The 21,537-nt window shown below is 39.8% G+C and carries 19 protein-coding genes; 9 read left to right on the plus strand and 10 right to left on the minus strand.

The features are described 5' to 3' along the window. The first annotated feature begins 79 nt into the window (after window positions 1-79). Both NK987_RS18625 and NK987_RS18630 read left to right on the plus strand, forming a co-directional pair. A complete protein-coding gene (locus tag NK987_RS18625) occupies window positions 80-520 on the plus strand; it encodes a sugar 3,4-ketoisomerase (protein ID WP_259265089.1) in 441 nt (146 codons plus the stop codon). Window positions 521-615: 95 nt separating this feature from the next. Next, complete coding sequence (locus tag NK987_RS18630) at window positions 616-1,581, plus strand: glycosyltransferase (protein ID WP_259265090.1); 966 nt, start codon at window positions 616-618, stop codon at window positions 1,579-1,581. Here the strand turns inward: NK987_RS18630 and NK987_RS18635 are convergent. Genes NK987_RS18635 through NK987_RS18655 form a run of 5 tightly spaced genes read right to left on the minus strand, consistent with a single transcriptional unit; the run spans window position 1,568 to window position 8,652 of the window. Continuing rightward, window positions 1,568-2,830: a M16 family metallopeptidase gene (locus NK987_RS18635; RefSeq protein WP_275982570.1), complete on the minus strand. Its 1,263-nt coding sequence runs from the start codon at window positions 2,828-2,830 to the stop codon at window positions 1,568-1,570. The two genes, NK987_RS18630 and NK987_RS18635, sit on opposite strands and share 14 nt — an antisense overlap. A gap of 2 nt (window positions 2,831-2,832) precedes the next feature. After that, entirely contained in the window at window positions 2,833-4,047 is a 1,215-nt protein-coding gene (gene porV, locus NK987_RS18640; protein WP_258425113.1) for a type IX secretion system outer membrane channel protein PorV, read from the minus strand. Further along, on the minus strand, window positions 4,044-7,313 hold the full coding sequence (gene porU, locus NK987_RS18645) for a type IX secretion system sortase PorU (RefSeq protein ID WP_259265091.1): 3,270 nt from the start codon (window positions 7,311-7,313) through the stop codon (window positions 4,044-4,046). Before porU ends, porV begins: the two co-directional genes overlap by 4 nt. Further along, window positions 7,306-7,998: a CDP-diacylglycerol--serine O-phosphatidyltransferase gene (pssA, locus tag NK987_RS18650; RefSeq protein WP_259265092.1), complete on the minus strand. Its 693-nt coding sequence runs from the start codon at window positions 7,996-7,998 to the stop codon at window positions 7,306-7,308. Before pssA ends, porU begins: the two co-directional genes overlap by 8 nt. Then, window positions 7,999-8,652 (minus strand): MBL fold metallo-hydrolase, encoded by a 654-nt coding sequence (locus tag NK987_RS18655; protein ID WP_259265093.1) that lies wholly within the window; start codon window positions 8,650-8,652, stop codon window positions 7,999-8,001. 55 nt (window positions 8,653-8,707) lie between these two features. On the opposite strand from NK987_RS18655, the gene NK987_RS18660 reads away from it, so the two are divergent. The 7 genes from NK987_RS18660 to NK987_RS18690 all read left to right on the plus strand — a co-directional run bounded on the left by NK987_RS18660 (window position 8,708) and on the right by NK987_RS18690 (window position 17,027). After that, window positions 8,708-9,757, plus strand: coding sequence for an NAD(P)/FAD-dependent oxidoreductase (locus NK987_RS18660; RefSeq protein ID WP_259265094.1), 1,050 nt, complete (start codon window positions 8,708-8,710; stop codon window positions 9,755-9,757). 44 nt (window positions 9,758-9,801) lie between these two features. After that, on the plus strand, window positions 9,802-13,185 hold the full coding sequence (locus NK987_RS18665) for a biopolymer transporter Tol (RefSeq protein WP_259265095.1): 3,384 nt from the start codon (window positions 9,802-9,804) through the stop codon (window positions 13,183-13,185). Between the two features lie 16 nt (window positions 13,186-13,201). Further along, on the plus strand, window positions 13,202-14,080 hold the full coding sequence (locus tag NK987_RS18670) for a YicC/YloC family endoribonuclease (RefSeq protein ID WP_259265096.1): 879 nt from the start codon (window positions 13,202-13,204) through the stop codon (window positions 14,078-14,080). 316 nt (window positions 14,081-14,396) lie between these two features. Next, entirely contained in the window at window positions 14,397-14,714 is a 318-nt protein-coding gene (locus NK987_RS18675; RefSeq protein WP_259265097.1) for a DUF1493 family protein, read from the plus strand. A 326-nt stretch (window positions 14,715-15,040) separates the two neighbouring features. Beyond that, window positions 15,041-15,457: a hypothetical protein gene (locus tag NK987_RS18680; protein WP_259265098.1), complete on the plus strand. Its 417-nt coding sequence runs from the start codon at window positions 15,041-15,043 to the stop codon at window positions 15,455-15,457. Window positions 15,458-15,476: 19 nt separating this feature from the next. Further along, entirely contained in the window at window positions 15,477-16,295 is an 819-nt protein-coding gene (locus NK987_RS18685; RefSeq protein WP_259265148.1) for an RHS repeat-associated core domain-containing protein, read from the plus strand. A gap of 12 nt (window positions 16,296-16,307) precedes the next feature. Then, window positions 16,308-17,027, plus strand: a complete 720-nt coding sequence (locus tag NK987_RS18690; protein WP_259265099.1) for an SH3 domain-containing protein — start codon at window positions 16,308-16,310, stop codon at window positions 17,025-17,027. Between the two features lie 308 nt (window positions 17,028-17,335). Here NK987_RS18690 and NK987_RS18695 read toward each other — a convergent pair whose 3' ends face one another. The 5 genes from NK987_RS18695 to gcvH form a co-directional block, all read right to left on the minus strand. Then, window positions 17,336-17,671: a type II toxin-antitoxin system RelE family toxin gene (locus tag NK987_RS18695; protein WP_259265100.1), complete on the minus strand. Its 336-nt coding sequence runs from the start codon at window positions 17,669-17,671 to the stop codon at window positions 17,336-17,338. Next, window positions 17,661-17,870 (minus strand): hypothetical protein, encoded by a 210-nt coding sequence (locus NK987_RS18700; RefSeq protein ID WP_259265101.1) that lies wholly within the window; start codon window positions 17,868-17,870, stop codon window positions 17,661-17,663. Before NK987_RS18700 ends, NK987_RS18695 begins: the two co-directional genes overlap by 11 nt. 1,506 nt (window positions 17,871-19,376) lie before the next feature. Further along, entirely contained in the window at window positions 19,377-20,045 is a 669-nt protein-coding gene (locus NK987_RS18705) for an energy transducer TonB (protein ID WP_259265102.1), read from the minus strand. A gap of 120 nt (window positions 20,046-20,165) precedes the next feature. Beyond that, window positions 20,166-20,840 carry an energy transducer TonB gene (locus tag NK987_RS18710; protein ID WP_259265103.1) on the minus strand — a complete coding sequence of 225 codons (675 nt, stop codon included), beginning with the start codon at window positions 20,838-20,840 and terminating at the stop codon, window positions 20,166-20,168. 278 nt (window positions 20,841-21,118) lie between these two features. Further along, window positions 21,119-21,496 (minus strand): glycine cleavage system protein GcvH, encoded by a 378-nt coding sequence (gcvH, locus tag NK987_RS18715; RefSeq protein WP_259265104.1) that lies wholly within the window; start codon window positions 21,494-21,496, stop codon window positions 21,119-21,121. Window positions 21,497-21,537: the final 41 nt, after the last annotated feature.

The following is a 21,537-nucleotide window of genomic DNA, read 5'->3' on the forward strand; positions in this document are numbered from 1 at the left end:
GAGGGAGACCAAAGCTTTTCGACAAATTAAGCTACAAATAAAAAACTATTCAAGTATAAGTGATAATTTAGCAATGTGTATGAGGTTATTATCAAAACCGGAACTGATATTCCTGGAGCCAAATGGGAATGAAAGCGGTCAGCTTCACTTTGTAGAAGAGCCGACAAAAATCCCTTTTCCTATCAAGAGACTGTTTTGGCTGAATAAGATTGCTCCGGGAGCCAAAAGGGGCATACATGCACATCGGGAAGAATCACAGGTTCTTGTCTGTTTGTCGGGGAAGGTGTCTGCCTTACTTGAAGTGCTTTCGGGGGAAAAGTTTTTGTTTGAATTGGATTCCCCTTCCAAAGCCTTACTAATACCTCCGATGGTTTGGACAGAATTTACCTTTGACAAAGATTCTGTACTGTTGGGGATTTCTGATAGACAGTACTCGGAAGGAGATTATATCAGAGAAAGGGCTGAATTTGAGGTTTTTCAGAAAAAATTCAGAAGCAAATCCGAAACTTTTACCATTTGACCAATGTATCTCAAAGGGGAAAAAGTTTTTTTTAGCATTAATTGCAAGATTCTGAGTAAACAAAGTATCGTAACCATTGCAAATACAAAATAGCCATGGAACCAACACCTTTAGTCACAATTATCCTTACTGCTTTCAACCAAAGTCCATTCATCGAACAAACTTTGGAAAGCATTAAAAATCAGGGATATCCTAACCTGGAAGTTTTTATTATTGACAATGGAAGTACGGACAATACCAAGCAGCGCATCACTGGATGGTTAGAAAAAAACAGCCCTGATTTTAATGCTTCCACTTTTTTCAGACAGGAGACGATGCCTTATTGCAAATCTTTCAATCAGGTTTTTTTGAAAAGTAAGGGAAAATTCCTCATAGACTTATCAGGAGATGATGTGCTGTTGCCTGGACATATTTCTAGCTCAGTTTCAAAACTCCAACAGTCTATCGGTGCTGCTGTTTGTTTTTCGGATGTGTTGATGGTTTATTCCAATGGAAAGGAAAAAACATTTTACAAAAGAACCCCCGATGGACATCTCAACCAAAAAGTGAAGATCGGAGATGTTTATAGCAGTCTTGTGCAAAGAAATATTATTTCTTCTGTTTCATTGGTTTTTGATGCTTCCATATTTACAAAAGTAGGAGGATATGATGAAAGCCTGGCTTATGAGGATTTTGACATTATGGTCAGGTTGGCGAGGAATTACCAATTTGTTTTTTCAAACCATATCGGAGTCAAAAAAAGAATCCATTCCAAATCCTTTGCCGCGGGGCAGTATCAGCCAAAAAAATCGAAAATGCTGCCATCAACACTGAAGGTCTGTCAAAAGATAAAGACAATGAACAGAAGACCAAAAGAGGACAAAGCATTGATCAAAAGAGTACTCTTTGAAGCAAAACACGCACTATGGTCTGCGAATTTTGAGTCTGCAAGGGGTTTTGTTTCCCTTGCAAAAGCACTTGGTGCGAAAGGATTGAAAATGTCTCTTTATGATTCTTGGGCAAGCATGAAAATGGATATCTCAGGGTTATACCTACTTTTTAAGAAAATTAACCCACGATAATCTCCACCATTTTTTCTCTTTCCAGATATTTCTGGGCCACTTCCATAATGTCCCCAGGTTTGGCGGTCAGGATATAGTTAAGATGTTGCTTGTAGAACCCAAAATCCAATCCTGCCTGATGAATAGATTTATACCTTCCAATGAGTTCAAATCCGGAACTGAATTGGGACAATAACTTGCCCACCAAATAATTTCTGACCACTTCAAGTTCTTGTAGGGATATTGGCTCGTATTTGAGTTTGTCTATTTCTTTATATACTTCCTCGATGACAGCTTCATCGTGTTCTTTGATCACATCTGCCATCACTACCCAATAATCAGAATTTTTCAGTCCACCAATGCTGCTGTATATACCGTAGGTGTGGCCCTTGTCCTCCCTGATGTTTTTAATCAACCTGCTTCCGAAGTATCCTCCCAAAATGGTATTCATCAGATTCAGTTTAAAATAATCGGGATGGTTTTTTGGAATCAAATGACAACCAATCCTGATACTGCTTTGGACGGATTTTGCTTTTGATTCTATGACTCTAGGGTGGATTTGATTTTGAAATCCGGATACGGGATTGTCAAAAAAAGATACCGGGATATTCCCGATTTCTTTGATAATATCTTCCAGTTGGGAAACATCAAGATTTCCTGTCAGAAAAATCTCAGAATTGGTCCAAAGGTCTTTTTGATAGAAATCCACCAAATCCTCCCGGTCAATCACATCTACATCATTTTCTTCTGTAATCTTACCAAAAGGATGGTTTTGTCCAAAAAGTGTTTTTCTGAATAATTGTGATGCCCTGTGGCTGTTTTTGTCTCGGTTGATATGGATACTCAGTGCTTTCTGTTTTTTCCTTTTAGCCAGTTCCTTTTCAGGAAATGTAGCTTCAGTCAGTAATTCCCGAAAGACCGGCAATACGGTACTGAAATGTTTTTTGGTGGTCAATAAGGAAAGCCCATGGTTTTCAAATCCTGATTCTGTCTCCACCTCGGATGCGTAGGTATCAAAAAAATCATCCAACTCTGCAGCATCTTTTGAATTGATTCCTTCTGTGACCATCTCCAAGGCGAAGTAAGGTGCCAACAACTTATTGTTTGTGGATTCATTGATAGAGGAACTAATCTCTAATTTGACCGCATCATTTTCAGGGGTAGGTATAAAATACAAATGGACTCCGTTTGGAAGAGTCCTTTGTATTGGTGTAGGAAATTCTATTGATGTTGGTATTTTAAAATCAGGTGCTTTGGATCGATCCAGCATGATTATTTTCCGGCAATATTATAGGAAAGAGACAACCTCAAAGTTTCTGCAAGGGGATGGTTTTGTACCTGTGGTACCAAGTAGGAAAAATCAAATCCAAGCTTGTTGTAATCAATTCCAAAACCCATTGTAAAATACCTTCTTCCACCCTTGTTCGGATTTTCATAGAAATAACCCGTTCTTAATGCAAAAACATTATTATAAATATATTCAACACCAAAAGAAATCATGACTTCTTGCAATTCTTCACTGAATCCTCCCGGAGCATCAAAAAAGGAAGTAAACATTCCATTAATCAATGGTCTATTTGGATCTCTACCACTTTCAATTATAAAATCCCCATTGTCGTCAGTTACCAATACACCGTTTTCATCTCTCAATAAAATCGGAGGACTTGGAACCATCAGCTTATTGAAATCTAAGGTGAAAGTCAATGAATTGTATTCATTTAAATTCATCAGATAAGCTGTTCCTATCCTGAAATTGGTTGGGATAAAATCCAGATCATCCGCACTGTTGTAAGTGATTTTTGGACCAATATTATTGATCGCAACACCCCAAGAAAATTCTCCGGTTTTATTTCCAGACAGCACTTCAGTATTGTAATAAAGACCAACGTCTGTTCCAATGGTAACACCCGGTCTGCTTTCTGCACCGCCGGCGGAAGAAATATTGCCCGAAAGGTTAGAATGGATAAATCTTGCGGATATACCCAAACCCAATTTCTCTGATAATTTTCGGGAGTATGTTCCACCCACAGCGATATCTCTTGGGGTAAATTCTCCAAGTTCATTTCCTCTTCCATCAGTCAATTGGATGTCCCCCATGTTGAAATACCTCAAGTCAAAACCCCAAGCGGATTTGTCATCGATTTTTCTGTAGAAAGTCAGGTAGCTCAAGGACATGTCATTGACCAGCCTGCCCAACCAAGGGGAATAAGAAAGTGAAACGCCCATATCATTGTCGATAAAGGATAATTTACCGGCATTCCAATGTGCGGAAAAAGCATCAGGGCTTGTGGCCACTCCGGCATCTCCCATGGCAGAATGTCTGCTGTCAGGCGCAAAATTCAAAAAAGGAACTGCGGTGGTAATTACTCGCCGGGTCGGATCTTGGCCGGATACAATTGGGCCGTTTTGACCTGATACATGAAATGTAAATAGGAATATCCCTGAAAAAATCGATAGGGTGACAAGGGTTTTCATCTGTATTTTCATTGAATGATAATTTTTCCGCTCTTTGTTTCAGATGAATTGTCTTTTTCTGAAATGAGCATTAGGGTGTAAATATAAGTTCCTTTTACGGGATATTTGGTTGTTGAACGGAAAAAATTCCATTCGATTCCATCCAGTAAAAAATCAGCTTCTACATAACGGCGCTGCATTGAAAATATTTCACTGCCGTAAATAGAATAAATTTTTAATTCAAGGTTGATTGTCTCATTAGGCCTATTGTGCGCAACTCTAAATTTGCTGCTTTCTGTGGTCGGATTTGGGTAAGTACCATGCTCTAAGATCTTTAATTGTAAAGAGCCCTTGATTTCTATTTCTTGGGTCATTTCCGAACTATTTCCGACATTATCCCATGCGGATACGGTAATTGTGTTTTTACCTTCTTTTAGATCAGCTAACAATGTGTTGATTTCTCCTAGTTCAAATCCATTGTTTTTGGCTTTGAAAAATTGATTGAGGATTATGGGACTTTGGTCATTGATAGTCAACTCGATGTCTTGGCCATTATCTTGGGAAGAAATATTGATTCCACTTTCATCCTCCAACAAAATTGTCAGCGGAAGGTTTGAAAAAGGAAATGATCCGCTAGCATCTGATTGGTTTTGTCCAAAACGAAGTGCAATATCAGGTCCAAGTTTGTCATTAGAGGTGTAGGATGCCGTGCCGCCGATTGGGATTTGGATGGCACCGATTGCTTCATCTCCCTGATTTAGACTCGCAAATAACCGGATTTTTGCAGTCCCAATATTACTGTCAATATTTTTGGGGATAAAAACATCCGAGATAAACTCACCGTCTTTGACTTCGCCCTTTCCTCTGAACAAAACATTGACTTCTTCTAAAAATTCAGTAGGTGGACTTTCGTCCCCAAGAGAGGTGATGGTTTGGGCTTTGTCCGTAATTTGGATATCATAAGTCCCGCTACTTGTAGGAAGTATGGCTCCTGTAAGTGGGTCGATTATTTTTCCTTTGATCTGAATTCGCTGTAAAGCCCGTAAAGTATCGGTCTCGGTTTCCAGTACGACATCCCAAACAGGGTCTGTCTGTGTGGTCAATTCGGGTATGGCCAACTTCAGCGACGGATCCCCAAGCAAAGAAAAATTCCGGTTAAAAGGTCCGTTTAAGCTGTTGTTTTTGGTAAGTCTAAAAATCTCTCCCAAGTCGCGGGTTTCGCCGTTGTCTTTTTCAAAAACAGATTCCACAAAAGCGGTATTCAATGCAAAATTGACTGAACTGAATACCGGTCTGCCTGTGGTGAGCAGGCCTATTGCTCCCTTTTTTTCGGCAAACAAAAACTCTTCAGCACCTGACCTGATAAAAGGACTGTCATGCCTTCCAAATTCGCAGGTAGCCGTCACAATCAATGGAAGAAGTGGGTTTTCAGGCCAGTCATATAGATCCGAAACTGTAAAGACCCTTTCCGCAGTAAGGACAGTTTCATTGCCATGCCCGATGTAATTAAGTATCAAAACCCCCTCTTCAATTGTGGACTTTAGGGCTGCTTTGGCTAAAGGAGAACTTTGGGCTGACCCTGATCTCTGCTGCTCAAACCTGTCCAAATAAAGTTTTTTAATCAGGTATTCGGGATGGTTTTTGGACAAATACCCGTAATGAACCTCGGCGTCCCTGAGGTGAATATTGTTGTCAGCATCATCAGCAAAAAAAGCCAGATTCCTTTTCCACTCACCACGGTTATTCTCCCCATTTTCATAGGCGATTATTTTATTGACCATTTCTCCTGCTTCGCTGACGGAAATTGCAGGAATCCTTCCTACGCCGATTTGCAATTGCTCATCTCCGGCATTTGATTCGTCCCACTGACCTTGTCCCCAATCAACAAATCCAAAGAAATCATCTGAACTGTAAGTAGTCAGAGGATTCAGGCTATTCCGCGAGCTATAGGTCGGCACTAAATTTGGTCGGCCACCCTGTTTCGATTTGTAATCATAGGTTCCTTTACCAAAAAACAAGACATTCTTTAATCCTCCGGAATAATGAAAATGAAATGCGATCAGGTTTCTGATGGCTGTCACATCCCGATTGCCATATCCAAAGCTGTCATAAATATCCTCCAATACAACTACTGAACTCTGGATTCCTTTTTGGTTTTTGTGGGAGGAAAGCCGCTGCGCTTGGGAAAGAAGTGATTTATGGGTGATGATCAACAATTGGGGATCTGAGTCGTCTGTTCTCAAACTTGTATTGGCCAATTCGAAATCTGTGATTGCCTTTACGCCATTTGGCTCAAATGCTACAACCATTTCACCTTTTCCAAGGAAAATACGGTCGGATTCTTCGGTGATCTCATAAGTATTTTTGATTTTCCACGTGGTTTTTGCTGTAGAAAATGAAAAAGAATTATCCCCATCAAGATTATAAAATAATCCCGATCCGATTTTATCTGATGGATAAGGTGTGGCCAAAAGTGCATAGTCCAAATAGCCGGTACCATTGGGATTTGGACTTTGGTAATTTACACGAAAATCCATCTTCGATGCAGTGGATTCCGGAATTTCAAACTCCTCTGATTTTTCCCTGCCTTTGATTCCATATGTGGTATTTGGGATTGGCAAGATGGTGCTTTGTCCGATATTTTGTCCTCCTGCAAAAACCCGGAATACATTATCAGCCAATGACTGTGACATCAATCCCAGTTTTATTTTAGAAGGGCCACTTTGGCCACTAGGAAGCTCAAAAGAAAATGTCAAGGATTGCCCTATAAACAAAGGTTGGGAATACCAAGCCCTGCCTGAATTCAACAAGTTTGTTTCCTCCCATTTTTTGCTTTGGATCAAAAATAAGTTTTCTCCAGCTATAGGACCTGCAGGTGGATTATTACCTTCCAGAATCTCATTTCCTTTGATTTTATTTCCCACCATATAAAAAAGTGTATCTGAATATAAGTGAGGTTGAAAATTTACTCCGTCTTCGTTTACAATGATTTGATCCGGGCCATAGGCAAAGAAAAAAACATCATTTCCGATGATTTTGGAAGGGATTTCCTGTAAGGTAAGTTGCAGGCTATCGAGTTTTTGTGGTAACATTCCGGGGTTTCCAAATATTGAAACCTCTCCGGCATTATTAAAACCCAAATTTTTTAGCTGACCTTCACTTACCTTATATACACCGGGCTCCAGGATTGGAAATTTAAAGTACAAGTCTTGGGTCTGGGCTAGAGATCCAAAGAAAACGAACAGCTGAATGAATGTTATTCCTGCTGAAAAAAGGATTTTAATTTGCTTGTCAAGCATTCCTGGTGATTAATGCCTCTGTAATTGAGAGCGCAATATACAAAATAATTGCAAAAGGAATACCTGCTATCCCAAAGAGGATGAGCGAGATAAGGGCTGAAGCCACCACCAAATACCTGAAGATGTTTTTGGAAAATGAGAAATCTTTGAATTTCAAAGCAACCAAGGGAAGCTCAGCAATCAACAAATACGACATGATAAGTCCAATGGCAACAAGGACTGTTGGGTTGGACAATAGATTACCGAAAAAGGGAGATTTTTCTGAAAGAAAAGGAAGGGTACTGATGAATAAGGCATTTGCCGGCGTAGGAACACCAATGAATCTTTCAGATTGTCGGAGGTCTATGTTGAATTTGGCCAATCTCAGGGCAGAAAATATACCGATCAGAAAGGCGGTGTATGGGAGATAGGTATTGTCCGAGTTGGATTCGATCAAGGAAAACAAGATAAAGGCCGGGAGAACACCAAAAGTCACCATATCAGCCAAGGAGTCAAGCTGCTTTCCAATCTCACTGCTAACCTTTAAGATTCTGGCCACAAACCCATCCAAAAAATCAAATAAAGCTGCCAAGAAAATCAAATAAGCACTATAATCAAGTTGGCCGTCAAGGACAAAAAGAATACCTGCCATGCCGGAGGCAAGATTTAAGGAAGTAAGTGCGTTGGGAATATGTTGCTTGATCATTTAGATTCTGGCCCGTTTGCCAACAAATGGGTTGTTTTCTTTCTCTTCTCCTATGGTAGTTTCCGGCCCATGACCGGGGTATACGGTAGTTTCTTCCGGCAGGTTGAACAACTCCCGCCTGATTGAAGACAAAAGTGTCTGATGGTCACCGCCAGGAAGGTCTGTTCTTCCGATACTTCCCTGAAACAAGGTGTCACCTGCAATGCATATTCCTGAAGGCTTATGGTAAAATACCAAATGTCCCGGAGCATGGCCGGGGACGAAGAGGATGTCCAAAGATTGATTTCCGATGGTCAGTTTTTGTTTTTCATCTATGAAGGCATCCGGTTCAGCTTCTTCATATCCCGCAAAACCGTAATTAGGTGCGTAGACTTTAACCGATTTGAGAACCGGAATTTCATTTTGGTGAATACAAAGCGGAACTTTAAAGGTGTTTTTGACAAATGCATTTCCCAAAACATGGTCTATATGACAATGTGTATTGACCAATTTGGTGACCCTAAGGCCTTCAGCTTGGATGAAGCTGCTGAGGATTTCTTTTTCTTTTTTCTCAAAACATCCCGGATCAAAAATTATCGCCTCTTTCGTCTCATCAAAAAGAATGTAGGTGTTTTCGTAAAAGGGATTGAAAGTGAATGTTTTGATCTGCAGCATGGGAAATCTTTTTATAATCACCTCAAAATAACGAATAAAGAAACTAATTTTGACCATGGAAGTTGATTTTTTACTTATCGGTCAGGGATTGGCAGGCACGGTATTGTCACATAGATTATTGCAGCTTGGCAAAAAAGTGGCAGTCATTGACCTGCCTTCTGCCAATCAAAGCAGTCGCATTGCTGCAGGTCTGTACAATCCGATCACAGGGAAAAAGATGGTGAAAACCTGGAATGCAGATTTGCTTTTTCCGGAGATTGAACCGCTTTATTCTGAACTGGAGGAGCTTCTCGGGACCACATTTCTTTACCGAAAAAACATTTACCGTCCTTTTTTGAATATAGAGGAGCAAAATGAATGGATGGGAAAAACAGGCGAACCAGGATTCGAACCTTATTTTGAAAAGATATTCTCCAAAGAAGTTTATCCCGAAGCTATCAATCCATTTGGAGGAATCCTTTTGAAAAACTCAGGGTATCTAGACATCAATACACTCCTGAGTGCTTATTCGGCATATTTAAAGAATAATAACCTCCTATTGGAGGAAAAATTTGAGGAGGATTTTCTTGAAGTCCAGGAAGGTGGATTTAATTATCAAGGACTTTACGCAAAGGGAATTGTTTATTGCAACGGACTAGGTGCAATGAAAAGCCGGTATTTTTCCTTTTTGCCTTTTGCTCCAGTAAAGGGTGAAATTCTTGATTTGGTTCAAGATTTTTATCCGGAGGAAATCATAAACCGTGGGGTTTTCAGGATTTCTCTGCCCAATGGAAATCAAAGAGTGGGCTCTACCTACACTTGGCATGACTTGGATCAGGGACCTACCGAAAATGCCAAAAATGAATTGTTGGACAAACTGGAGAAACTTGTGCCTGCACCGGTTCAATCCATCCAAAATCACCGCTATGGGATCCGGCCTGCCACAAAAGATCGAAAACCATTTTTAGGTGAACATCCTGCTGTTTCGGGCGTTTATATTTTCAATGGTTTTGGTGCGAAAGGCGTATCTTTGATTCCCTTTTACAGCAAAATGATGGTTGAAATGCTTTTAAATGGTGACCAACCTGAAAAAGAAGTAAACATTGACAGGATTAAAAAAACATAATTCAAATTTTTAAGTATATTTAAAACCCAAGTGAATCAGGTTAGATGAAAAATAAGATCGTATTCTTAGTCTTATCAATCTTCTTTTTGCAGCTCCCATTGCTGTCTTTAGCACAGTTCAATGGGGATAAATTCGGTAAAAACCGAATCCAACACAAAAATATTGAATGGTACTACTACAGCTCCAACAACTTCGAAGTTTATTATTATGACGGGGGGATGAACAATGCCAAAATGGCCATTGATTACCTTGAGAGTGAATTCGAACGACTTACCCAATTGATAGGCTATGTGGCCTACACCAAACCGAAAATTTTCATTTACAATTCTCCTGAGGAAATCCTCCAAAGCAACGTCGACCTGAATAAAGATGAATTTACCATCGACGGACAGACCTTTTTCAGCAAACTGATCGGAGAAGTGGCTTTTCCGGGAACTTGGGAAAGTTTCAAACGGGAATTGATCTACACCACTTCTAAAGTGATTATCGAAGAAATGCTATATGGGTCTACCATTGCGGATGCATTTCAATCCAACCTGATCAACAGCTTTCCGGAATGGTACATAGACGGTGTAGCCATGTATCTCGCCCATGGATGGAGTATGGAAATGGACGACTTTGTCAGGCACTATTTCAAAGAAGAAAAAAATACCAAACTCCATAAGTTAAAAAGTAGGGAGGCTGGACTTGTCGGACAGTCTATTTGGAATTTTATTGTTGAGAAATATGGAAGGCGTTACATATCCAGTATCCTTAACCTTTCAAGGATCAACCGGAATGAAGAAAACAGTATTGCCAATACCATCGGACTTAACTACAGAGTATTTCAGGATCAGTGGAAGCAGTTTTATGTCGGTACCAACCAGCAGGTTTTCAATACTTTCAAAGATATCAATACTGGCAACGAAATAGCAGAGACTTCAGAATCCTACCTTGGCATCATCAATGACATCAAATTTAGTCCGGACGCCAAGCATCTTGCTTATGTAATCAACAGTGGAGGCAAATACAAAGTGCAGGTAAGGAATCTCGCCGACGGTAGGGAAATGACCGTTTTTTCCGGTGGGGCTGTTTCTGTGGATCAGCCAATAAACCTCACAGTTCCGGTTATCGCCTGGAAAGACACTCTTAATTTAGCCATTGCCACTTTCAAAAGAGGAACGACGACTCTAAGGTCAAGGGCCATTGACGGTTCAAGTCAAGACAAGATATTTTTAAGGAATATTACACAGGTTCTTAGCTTGGATTTCAATTCTACAGGAAAGAATATGGTGCTTTCCTCCATCGCCAACGGAAAAACAGATGTTTATTCTCTCAATGTCAGGGGAGTAGGAAAAAGGATCACAAATGATGTTTTTGACAACATCACCCCGATGTTTTTGAATGATTCCACCATTATCTATTCCTCCAACTTTGTGCAACTCCCTGATTCGGCGCTAACAAAAACACCGGATGTCAAAATCCTTCCTGATTACTTCAACCTGTTTCAAGTTGATCTTTGGGATTCCTTGAAAATCACGAAACTTACCAACCTCAACAATAAAAATACCAGGCCTCGAGTCCTCAACGGGAACAATATTCTCTTCCTTAGTGACCAGAGCGGGATCAATAACATGATGCGACTGACTGTGTCAAATGGAATTTCAAGTCAGATGACTGCTTTCAATAAGAGTCTCGAAGCATTTGATTATTCTTCCAAAATAAACAAGGTCGCCTATTCGTACAGGGATGGAAACCAAAGCAGGTTAGTCATTGAAAGCTATTCCAACGTCGACCAGTTTACGCCTAGTACACCAAGAATCCAGCTTTCCCAGGCCAAGACACTCTCCGAGAGGATTTCATCAAGGAGATCAGAAATCGACGGGGCAGGTAAGAAGCCGACGGTAGAACTTACCCGTCGTGCCGAACAACCCACAGTGAAAAGGGATTCAGTTTTGAATGTCAGGTTGGAAGACTTGATGCTCACCACACCACCTGCCAACGATCCAAAACAGCAGCAAGCAGCCAAGGACTCTATCCCTGCACCTAAGAGTCTCACAGGAAGTATCAATACAGACAGGCTGAGATTTGAAAGAAAAGGTGGGATAGATACAGAGAATTATGCTTTTGACACGGTGCCCAAACCTGCCTCAGCACAGCAGTCACCAACTCTCGGACAATCCTCAGGAAGAGGTAACATGTTGGAAAATTTCAGGAGGCAAAGTCTTCAGAAGAGAATTACAGGTCCGGTCAGAATGACTCCGCAATTTATCACTTCCAATCTGAGTACAGATTGGGTAGTCGATCCATTACGGGGATTTGGATTGGCCTTATCGGGTAGGATGACTGACATTCTCGATAACCATAATTTCAAAGGAGGCATCATGTTTCCTTTGGATTTCAGGTCCGGAAGCGACGTATTCTTCGAATACGAATACCTAAAACAGCGGATTGATTTTTCACTGAGGTATGATAGGAGGTCAATTCAGATTGAGGAGTTTGACCGGATTGTATTCCAAAAATATGTTTTGAATAAAATAGAGTTTGGATTTTCCTACCCATTCAATGTTCACTCAAGGGTGACGGCAGCGCCTTTGATTGCCAAAACCCAATACTTCAACCTCAATTCCGACTCCATCATCCGTGCTCAGGACCCTGACCAAAACAGGTTTGATGTTACTTATGCAGGTGGAAGGTTTGAATTTGTCTATGATAAAACACAGCAGTTGGGATTATATACCCAAAGAGGTGCTAAAGCAAAGATGGGAGTTGTTCATTATCAGGGATTGAATAATGCATCCAGGTCTTTCTCCAATTTCTACCTTGATTTCAGGAATTACCAAGTTATTCATAAAAACCTCATTTTGGCAACAAGATTGTTTGGGGGCTCCTTTTTTGGAAAAAATCCCCAAAATTATCTTGTCGGGGGAATGGACAATTGGCTCTTCAACGAGTTTTACCAGCCACCATCCAATAGACCTGAGCAATCTCCCGTCAGAAATCCGGGAGGAGTGGAAAATTCAAATATCCTCTTTGCGGATTTTGTAGACCTCAGGGGTTACTTGTTTGATGAAATTAGAGGCCGAAATGTCGTTACATTTACTACAGAATTGAGGATTCCTTTGTTTTCATACCTGTCAAGGGGAAATATCACTTCCAATTTTGTAAAGAACTTCCAGATGGTTGCTTTCTATGATGTAGGATCTGCATGGAATGATGCTGCACCTTGGGAAAGGGTCAATGACCAGAATACGGAGATCATCACCACTCCGGGTTCGCCTTTTGTGATTACACTGAACAATTTCAACAACCCTTGGCTCCAAAGCTATGGTGCTGGTCTCAGGACTGTTCTGCTCAATTATTACTTTAAGTTTGATGTAGCTAGACCCATCAGAAATTACCAAACCGATGAGTTGAAATTTTACGTTACCTTGGGCTACAATTTCTAATCACAAGAAAAATTTTATGATAAAGTCAATGACAGGCTATGGTTTGGCCGGTTTTGAAGATGACAGTTATGTAGTCAGTGTCGAGGTAAAAACCCTCAATTCAAAATTTTTGGACCTTTCGATCCGGTCCCCAAAGCAGTTTTCGGACAAGGAACTAGAAATCCGAAACTTGGTAAGTGCGGTTCTTGAAAGAGGGAAGGTGAATCTAAACCTTGATTTTTCTTACAAATCTGCAGCCGAAATGCCGGTTGCTGTCAACGAGGATTTGTTTTTGGCCTATTATAAAACCTATCAAAATCTTGCTGAAAAGACTCAGACGAGTTCCCCCGACTTATTCAAATTGGCCTTACAATCCCCACAAGTGCTCAATTCCAATGTGGAAAAGAAAACGGATACAGATGAATGGGAAATTGTAAAGAAGATAATTGAAAAAGCCCTGAGGCATTGCGATGCTTTCAGAAAAGATGAAGGCAATACTTTGGAAAGTAAATTTTTGGAAAACCTAGCTGTCATCAGGGAAGGTTTGGATACAGTCAAAACCCAAGATCCGGAGAGAAAAAGCAGGATCAGGGAAAGAATCAAGGGTAATTTCAGGGATTGGATGGAGGAGAATAGCTTTGACCACAACAGGCTGGAACAGGAACTGATTTATTATTTTGAGAAAATTGATATCACCGAAGAAATCGTCAGGTTGGAATCTCATCTTGATTATTTTGAAAAGAACCTTAGAGCGGGAGACAGTCAAGGCAAAAAGCTGGGATTCATCAGTCAAGAATTAGGCAGAGAAATTAATACCATCGGATCCAAAGCCAATGATGCGATGATCCAAAGAAGTGTGGTGGTGATGAAAGATGAGCTTGAAAAAATAAAAGAGCAAAGTTTGAATATATTGTAAAAGAGTGCCAAACTTCCACACTGAGTTAAGAATTGCTAGGTGCTAGGTGGAGGTTTCCTGCCCTGCATTTTGCCTACTCACTACATAGCTTAACCAAAGCGATTCTTTTCGATCGCCCATACCTTTTTATTTTTTGATCCCGTACAGCAGTCGGGAGTAATTCAAGTTGCCAAGAAATACATTAATTTTGGGTGTTTGGGTACATAGTCCAATTACAAATTGGAAAGGATAAAAAGGTGGGATTACAAATCCGACCCAGTCTTAGCATCAAGCGTCTGGCTACAACCGGGTGAGTATTTTGAAAATTAGTTAAAAAATGGAAAATACGTTTGAATGTTTGAAAAATTATCTAAACACTAGATACAAAATTGATGCTAGTCTCGTGAGGAGAGATGTATCCCTTATAGATATCCAAATTTATGGTGATGATTTAGATGATTTCTTAAATCAACTAATATATGATTTTTCAATCGACGTAAAGCAATTAGATTTATCCCGATTTGACAAAGGATCAGAACCTTTTGATTTGTTTTATGCGCTTTCTAAGCTTTTTCTTAAGTGTTTTGACCTTCAAAAACAACCCTTAAGGATTGAGAACATAGAAAAATTTATTGAGACTGGAATTTTGAAATAAATATAAATTTCTTTTTGGTTTTGAATAAAATCGCAATTTGCCCCCCGCTGAGTGTAGTTTGGGGTTGAATTTAAAAAAGGAGTTGCCTAGGCGTATCCCGATGGCTATCATGGATGAAATTACGGCTTTTGATGAAATGAATTCGTAATTCAATAAACTACAATTACCTTTCGATTTGAGGGTTTTGATTTGTATTCAATTACAAATTGAATATGATAAAAGGGTGTAGTTTCAAATTACACCCAGTCCTAGCATCAGGCGTTTGACTACACCCCGGTGGGGATTCGTACAGCAGTTTATAATCAGGGTGAAATTAAACCAATAGAATGAAACCGAAACAAATATATTTTCATTTAATTTTCATAGCAGCTTTAATATTGTTTGCGGTGTTGAAACAACGATGGGACCATTTAGAGGTGAGAAAAAAAAGGGATTCTGTCAATTTCGAATATCCATCGATAGGGGAAAAAGAGGAAATCAATTCTAAAGTTTTGGCCTTAAGAAATCCTTTCAATGGTCTAAGGCTAAGAGAAAGCGTCAATACGGTTTTTATTGAAATTGATGACGGAAGGAAATTAGGGATTTCTGTTAATGGTAAAGCACTTAATTCTCAAAAAGAAGGAATTTACATTAAGTCAATAATATCCCCTGGTGATGTTATTATTAAAAATTCTGAATCAGATATTCTTTACCTCGTAAAAGAATCTAGTCCAGACACTTTAAAATTTAAGATTATATTTTAAGTTTCCTACTCTGGGGGGGATCAAGGCCAATAAGTACCTATATAACGGCAAGGAATTCAATGACCACATCAGGATCAACCTCTCTGACTATGGGGCGAGGATGTACGATGCGAGTATAGGAAGGTGGTTTGTGGTGGATCCGCTGGCGGAGAAGTTTGTAGGCCTTTCTCCTTACAACTATGCACTAAACAGTCCTCTAAATGTCATAGATCCTGATGGGATGGAGGCCTTACCATTGGATGGACAGGTGACATTTGGTGGTTATGTCGGAGATGATGGAAATGGAAATTATTCAGGAACGACTAAAGGAATTGAATCTAAGAAAAAAACAGATTCTCAAATAGTTAAGGAAAAGTCCGAGGCATTATATAATAGCTTTCAAGACGATTTACAAGGAGATAAAGGTGGAGGAGGTGATTATTTACAGTATGAAGCCAAGTTTGTGAATGCTACCCGGACACAGGGTAATCTAATTTGGTATAATTCATCTGGCAAAGTAATAGCAACATATCCCGCCGTAAGTGGCAGCGGAGATCCTAAATATTATACTATTCCTGAAGGAACTTGGGATGCTACATACTTAAACTCTGAAGCTAATCCTAAATATAGCAGACATGATGTGAGTTTTAGAGTAACATTAGGTCCTGATAGGTATGATCCATTAAGAGAACGGGAAACGGGTTTAATCCGTATTCATCCAGCTAGATCGATGGGTACGGAGGGTTGTATTGGATTAATTGGGGATAGAACTAATTTGATGGATTTCTATAACAGGTATAGCAATTACAATAAAACATATGGTACGATACCTGTTCATGTTATTTATCGTAAACCCTAAATAATTCAAGCTATGAAAATTTTACTTTTCTTTCTATGGATTCCATATTTTGCTTGCTCCCAACCTCAAGAAAATGATTGGGTCAAAGAGTATCAAGAAGATTATAAAAATGTAGTTAAGAATTTTTATACCTTATTGTATAACGAAAAGACCAATAATCAAAAACTTTCAGAAATTTATTGGGACGCTACTCTTGATTCAGGAATGTTCAAGAAAATGAAACCATATTTGAAGGAGCTGACAGGTGGACTCTCTAAAGATGAAATATTCAAAATTATTGATAAAGCCGAAATATCTGATGAAGGTCTAAAATTTGGTGTTTATATCGAAATGTCTTTTTCAGGAGCAAAAAGAATTTATTTTGAATTAGGCTCAAAAGATTTACCAACAATTATTCAATATATATGGTTAAGTGATGGAGCCTTGTTAGGTAGTAAAGTACGCAATGAATCCCCAACACAGAAATTATTGTTGGTAGGAATTTCTAATGTCAAAGACGGTTATACTAATGTTAGGGAAGCACCTTCAAACGAAGCAAAGGTCATTGACAAGATTACAGACAAAGAATATTTTTATTATGTACCGAATAGTAATAGCGATTGGGTACAGGTATCAAGAAAAGACGATATAAAAGCAATTATAGGCTACGTATACAAAAGCCAAATAATAAAATACTTTGAGATGCCAAATGAAATACAAAAGAAAGTTGCAAAAGAAAGGAAAAGTGATTAAACATTGTTAAAATCTCCCACTCTACTCTTATAAAGGTGTAACCGCTAGGTGTAGATTTCCTGCCCTGCATTCTGGCTACTCGCTAAATAGCTTAACCAAAGCTATTCTTTACGCTCGCCCCTACCTTTTTATATTTTGATCCCGTACAGCAGTCGGGAGTAATTCATTTTACCAAGAATTACCTTTCGTTTGGGTGTTTGGTTGGCTAGTTCAATGGCATCCCGACAATTGTAGTGGAGGGAAGGATAAAAGTGTAGGACAAGGCGTTTGGAAATGATCCCAGAATCTCGAAGTGTTTTGTTTATATTTTATACATCCAGTTCCAAACTATCAATCATATCTTTGAGTTCATTTGGTTTTAGATCGGATTTTTCGCCTTTGTCATAAATGGTAAGCAGATAAACCGTTTCGGTATCAATGTATAAGTAAGTGATAACCCTTGCCCCTCCGCTTTTACCTTTCCCTTTGCTAACGATGGCCAAACGAATTTTATAGCAGTTTTTACCAATGGAAGTGCCGGCTTCGGGATTAGCAGTAATTTTTGCAATCAGCTCCCCAAACTCATTTTTGAGTGATGGAAATTTTTTAGCCAATCGTTTTAGTTCCTTCTCAAAGCGATGGGTCGGAAAAATACTATAACTCATTGAGTAAATCTTGAGCCGTTTTTAGTTTTAGTTTACCTTGTTTGTGTAGGCGTACTTCATTGGCAGCTTCATTTAAATCTTCCCACAAATCCACCGTAGCATCACTCATAGGCTTTGCTTTTTTTACAAAAGAAAGGCTTTTTAAAACTTTCATAGCGAAAGATGCTTCATTATCAGGTATATCTATTAATACTTTCATGGTCTTTTGTATTCAAACGGTTATACTTATTGCAATGTTAAAAGCTCGTTTTAAGGAAACCTTAATATTGTAAAGTTACGAAAAAGCCAAAATAGTCAATATTTAAAAATCTAGAGTAAAACTATTAAGTTTCTTAAAGTTCGAAATGGATGATTGTTTCCATCTTAAGAAGGAAATTGAAAATGAATTGACTTTTCTACCTTCCCTGTTTTTGGTGGAAACTCCATTCAGTACTTTACCTTTTCGCTCCCAAAAACCTGCGACATCACGTTTGCATTACCCCGGGCGGCGGTGCTTAGGGATCGGTGAGTATATAAAAATCAGAGATGCACCTTGCCCGGGGCTATTCATGTTTCGCTCCGCCGCGGCGGAGATCAGATAAAGCAGGAAAATAGGTTTAGCACCTTACCCATGGCTTTAAATATTTCGCCCCGATGGGGCTTTTCTACATAGGAATTTTAATCTGGGGACTTCCCTCCCCATTTCGGTAATTAAGATTCTCCAACTTAGGGAATCTGTGACCGAAATAACTACTTCCTTGCAATTTCTACCATGGGCTGCGGTGCATGGGGATCAGATAAAGCAGGAAAATAGGTTTAGCACCTTACCCATGGCTATAAATATTTCGCCCCGGTTGGGGCTTTTCTCCATAGGAATTTTAATCTGGGGACTTCTCTCCCCATTTCGGTATTGGGGATTCTCCAACTTAGGGAATCTGTGACCGAAATACCTACTTCCTTACAATTTCTACCATGGGCTGCGGTGCATGGGGATCAGATAAAGCAGGAAAATAGGTTTAGCACCTTACCCACGGCTATAAATATTTCGCCCCGATGGGGCTTTTCTCCATAGGAATTTTAATCTGGGGACTTCTCTCCCCATTTCGGTAATTAAGATTCTCCAACTTAGGGAATCCGTGACCGAAATACCTACTTCCTTACAATTTCTACCATGGGCTGCGGTGCATGGGGATCAGATAATGCAGGAAAATAGGTTTAGCACCTTACCCATGGCTATAAATATTTCGCCCCGATGGGGCTTTTCTCCATAGGAATTTTAATCAGGGGACTTCTCTCCCCATTTCGGTAATTAAGATTCTCCAACTTAGGGAATCCGTGACCGAAATATCTAGTTCCTTACAATTTCTACCATGGGCTGCGGTGCATGGGGATCAGATAAAGCAGGAAAATAGGTTTAGCACCTTACCCATGGCTATAAATATTTCGCCCCGGTTGGGGCTTTTCTCCATAGGAATTTTAATCTGGGGACTTCTCTCCCCATTTCGGTATTGGGGATTCTCCAACTTAGGGAATCCGTGACCCAAATACCTACTTCCTTACAATTTCTACCATGGGCTGCGGTGCATGGGGATCAGGTAAAGCAGGAAAATAGGTTTAGCACCTTACCCATGGCTATAAATATTTCGCCCAATTCGGGGCTTTTTTCCTAGGGTTATTTAGTCAGGAAAATTATCAGAAAAAAAGGGGCAAGGCCCCTTTTCTAATACTATTGTAACCTGAATCTGATCGGGACCCGCATCTTTACTTTTACAGGAATCCCTCTGTTTCTGCCCGGCAACCAATCCTCAGCTGCTAATATCACCCGCAAGGCTTCCTCATCACATCCTGCACCGATTCCTCTGACAAGCTCCACATCCTCAATCTGTCCAAGTTTGTTGACCACAAAGGAAACATAAACTGTTCCCTCGACCCCCATCCGCCTCGCTTGGGTTGGGTATTTTAAGTTTTTGGACAGGAAGCTATTCCAAGCTTCCATTCCCCCCACAGGTTGTGGCATTACTTCCGAAAAATCTACAGTTTCATCTGCAATCTCTTTTTCAGGCTCTATTTCAATGGTTACTTCGGGGTTTTTATCTTCAGGATCTACCTCTATCTGGAAGTCCGGGAGATCTTTGATTTCGATATCGTCCGGGACAATCTCAATGACCGGGTTTTTGATCTTTGGTGGGGGAGGAGGCTGCAATACCTGAGGGATTTCAGGGATATCTTCCTCCCCAAAAAGGATGTCCTGCCCATCGATGATGATGTTGTTGATCTGTGCTGTTTTCCATTCAAATGCCAAAAGGGCAATGAAAATACTGATGCAAAGACCGATGTTGAGGAAATATCCTCTCTTCGGCCTTAAATCTGCAGAAGGATTTTTCTTGGTTTCCATGGTTGTAAAGTTTAGTGTTCATGAATTTAAATATCGCAGGCCAATATTTTTTCATTTTAACTAATTTTACAATATTAAAAAATGTTAAAAAAATAAGGGGCTTTAAGCCCCTTATGTATTTTATCCAAGTTTGAATCTGATCGGAAGTCTCATCCTAACCCTTACAGGGCAACCTCTTTGCTTGCCCGGAGTCCATTTTGGTGCTCCTTTGACTACCCTGAGGGCTTCTTCATCACAACCTCCACCGATACCTCTGAGGAGCTCTACGTCCTGCACAGTACCGTCAGTGTTCACAACGAATACAACATATACAGTACCTTCTATACCCATACGTCTAGCTTGAGTAGGATATTTGAGGTTTTTCCTCAAGTATTCATTCCAAGCTTCCATACCACCTGGGAATTCAGGAGAGTTTTCAACAACGTCGAAGATTTCATCTGCTTTTTCCACCACAGGTGCATCAGCTATGATAACTTCTTTGATTACTGTTTCTTCCTGAACATCCACGTCGAAGTTAACCTCGATTTTTTCTTCTATTTCAACCTCATCTGGAATTTCCTGAATAACCGGCTGCTCAATCGGCGGTGGCGGTGGGGGTGGTTGTTCTGTGATCGGAATATCGAGTAGTTCTTCAAATTCATCGGTAACACTACCTAGATCTTTCAAATTCCTATCATCATAGGATTTATATTCAAAAGCAAAAAGGCATAACCCGACGCTAACTGCTAATCCAAGATTCAGGAACATTCCTGTTTTTTTGGATAAATCCGCTTGTGGCGTCTTTTTAGCTTCCATGGTTGTTAATTTATTAGGTTAATAATTTTTTGACAGATTAAGAGAAAACAATTTTAGCCATTTATTTTAATTTTTACAAGAGATGAAATTGCCTTGTATAAAATTTATATGCCATTTAGCCTAAATTTTTCTCCAATTTTTGGTAGGTGGGATCAGATCTATATACGTTTTTTGATAGCCAATCGGTTTTGATGGGGGTAAAATTTTTCCCAAGTATATTTTCGGATTCAAATCCTGCAATCTAATATCCTGCAGGTTCAATTCCATTCGGTATTGAATTACCCGCCTACTAGTTCGGAATATTCTTCATACGACAATAGATCCGATGGGATATCTCCGGAAAATTTCACCTTGATCATCCATCCTGACTCATATGGGGATTCATTTACAAGTTCTGGGGAAGATTCAAGATCTTCATTGAACTCTATGATTTCACCTTCCAAAGGCATAAAGAGGTCGGATACGGTCTTCACAGCCTCTACGGTACCAAAAACCTCACCTGCTGCTATGGTTTCGCCGACAGTTTCCACTTCGACATAGACGATGTCCCCAAGTTCTCTCTGTGCAAATTCTGTAATACCAATCACAGCAATGTCATTTTCAATTTTGACCCATTCGTGGTCTTTGGTGTACTTGAGCTCTTTTGGAAAATTCATATCGGTCTTAATTTTAAAGTGTCCAAAAATACAAGGTTTCG

It is taken from the genome of Aquiflexum gelatinilyticum, assembly GCF_024813435.1.
GTDB classification, from domain to species: domain Bacteria; phylum Bacteroidota; class Bacteroidia; order Cytophagales; family Cyclobacteriaceae; genus Cognataquiflexum; species Cognataquiflexum gelatinilyticum.

Bases quoted from the DNA above. Each gene is read 5' to 3' on its own strand.
- NK987_RS18625 (WP_259265089.1), top strand. From the start codon at position 80: ATGAGGTTATTATCAAAACCGGAACTGATATTCCTGGAGCCAAATGGG.
- NK987_RS18630 (WP_259265090.1), top strand. From the start codon at position 616: ATGGAACCAACACCTTTAGTCACAATTATCCTTACTGCTTTCAACCAA.
- NK987_RS18635 (WP_275982570.1), bottom strand. From the start codon at position 2,830: ATGCTGGATCGATCCAAAGCACCTGATTTTAAAATACCAACATCAATA.
- porV (WP_258425113.1), bottom strand. From the start codon at position 4,047: ATGAAAATACAGATGAAAACCCTTGTCACCCTATCGATTTTTTCAGGG.
- porU (WP_259265091.1), bottom strand. From the start codon at position 7,313: ATGCTTGACAAGCAAATTAAAATCCTTTTTTCAGCAGGAATAACATTC.
- pssA (WP_259265092.1), bottom strand. From the start codon at position 7,998: ATGATCAAGCAACATATTCCCAACGCACTTACTTCCTTAAATCTTGCC.
- NK987_RS18655 (WP_259265093.1), bottom strand. From the start codon at position 8,652: ATGCTGCAGATCAAAACATTCACTTTCAATCCCTTTTACGAAAACACC.
- NK987_RS18660 (WP_259265094.1), top strand. From the start codon at position 8,708: ATGGAAGTTGATTTTTTACTTATCGGTCAGGGATTGGCAGGCACGGTA.
- NK987_RS18665 (WP_259265095.1), top strand. From the start codon at position 9,802: ATGAAAAATAAGATCGTATTCTTAGTCTTATCAATCTTCTTTTTGCAG.
- NK987_RS18670 (WP_259265096.1), top strand. From the start codon at position 13,202: ATGATAAAGTCAATGACAGGCTATGGTTTGGCCGGTTTTGAAGATGAC.
- NK987_RS18675 (WP_259265097.1), top strand. From the start codon at position 14,397: ATGGAAAATACGTTTGAATGTTTGAAAAATTATCTAAACACTAGATAC.
- NK987_RS18680 (WP_259265098.1), top strand. From the start codon at position 15,041: ATGAAACCGAAACAAATATATTTTCATTTAATTTTCATAGCAGCTTTA.
- NK987_RS18690 (WP_259265099.1), top strand. From the start codon at position 16,308: ATGAAAATTTTACTTTTCTTTCTATGGATTCCATATTTTGCTTGCTCC.
- NK987_RS18695 (WP_259265100.1), bottom strand. From the start codon at position 17,671: ATGAGTTATAGTATTTTTCCGACCCATCGCTTTGAGAAGGAACTAAAA.
- NK987_RS18700 (WP_259265101.1), bottom strand. From the start codon at position 17,870: ATGAAAGTATTAATAGATATACCTGATAATGAAGCATCTTTCGCTATG.
- NK987_RS18705 (WP_259265102.1), bottom strand. From the start codon at position 20,045: ATGGAAACCAAGAAAAATCCTTCTGCAGATTTAAGGCCGAAGAGAGGA.
- NK987_RS18710 (WP_259265103.1), bottom strand. From the start codon at position 20,840: ATGGAAGCTAAAAAGACGCCACAAGCGGATTTATCCAAAAAAACAGGA.
- gcvH (WP_259265104.1), bottom strand. From the start codon at position 21,496: ATGAATTTTCCAAAAGAGCTCAAGTACACCAAAGACCACGAATGGGTC.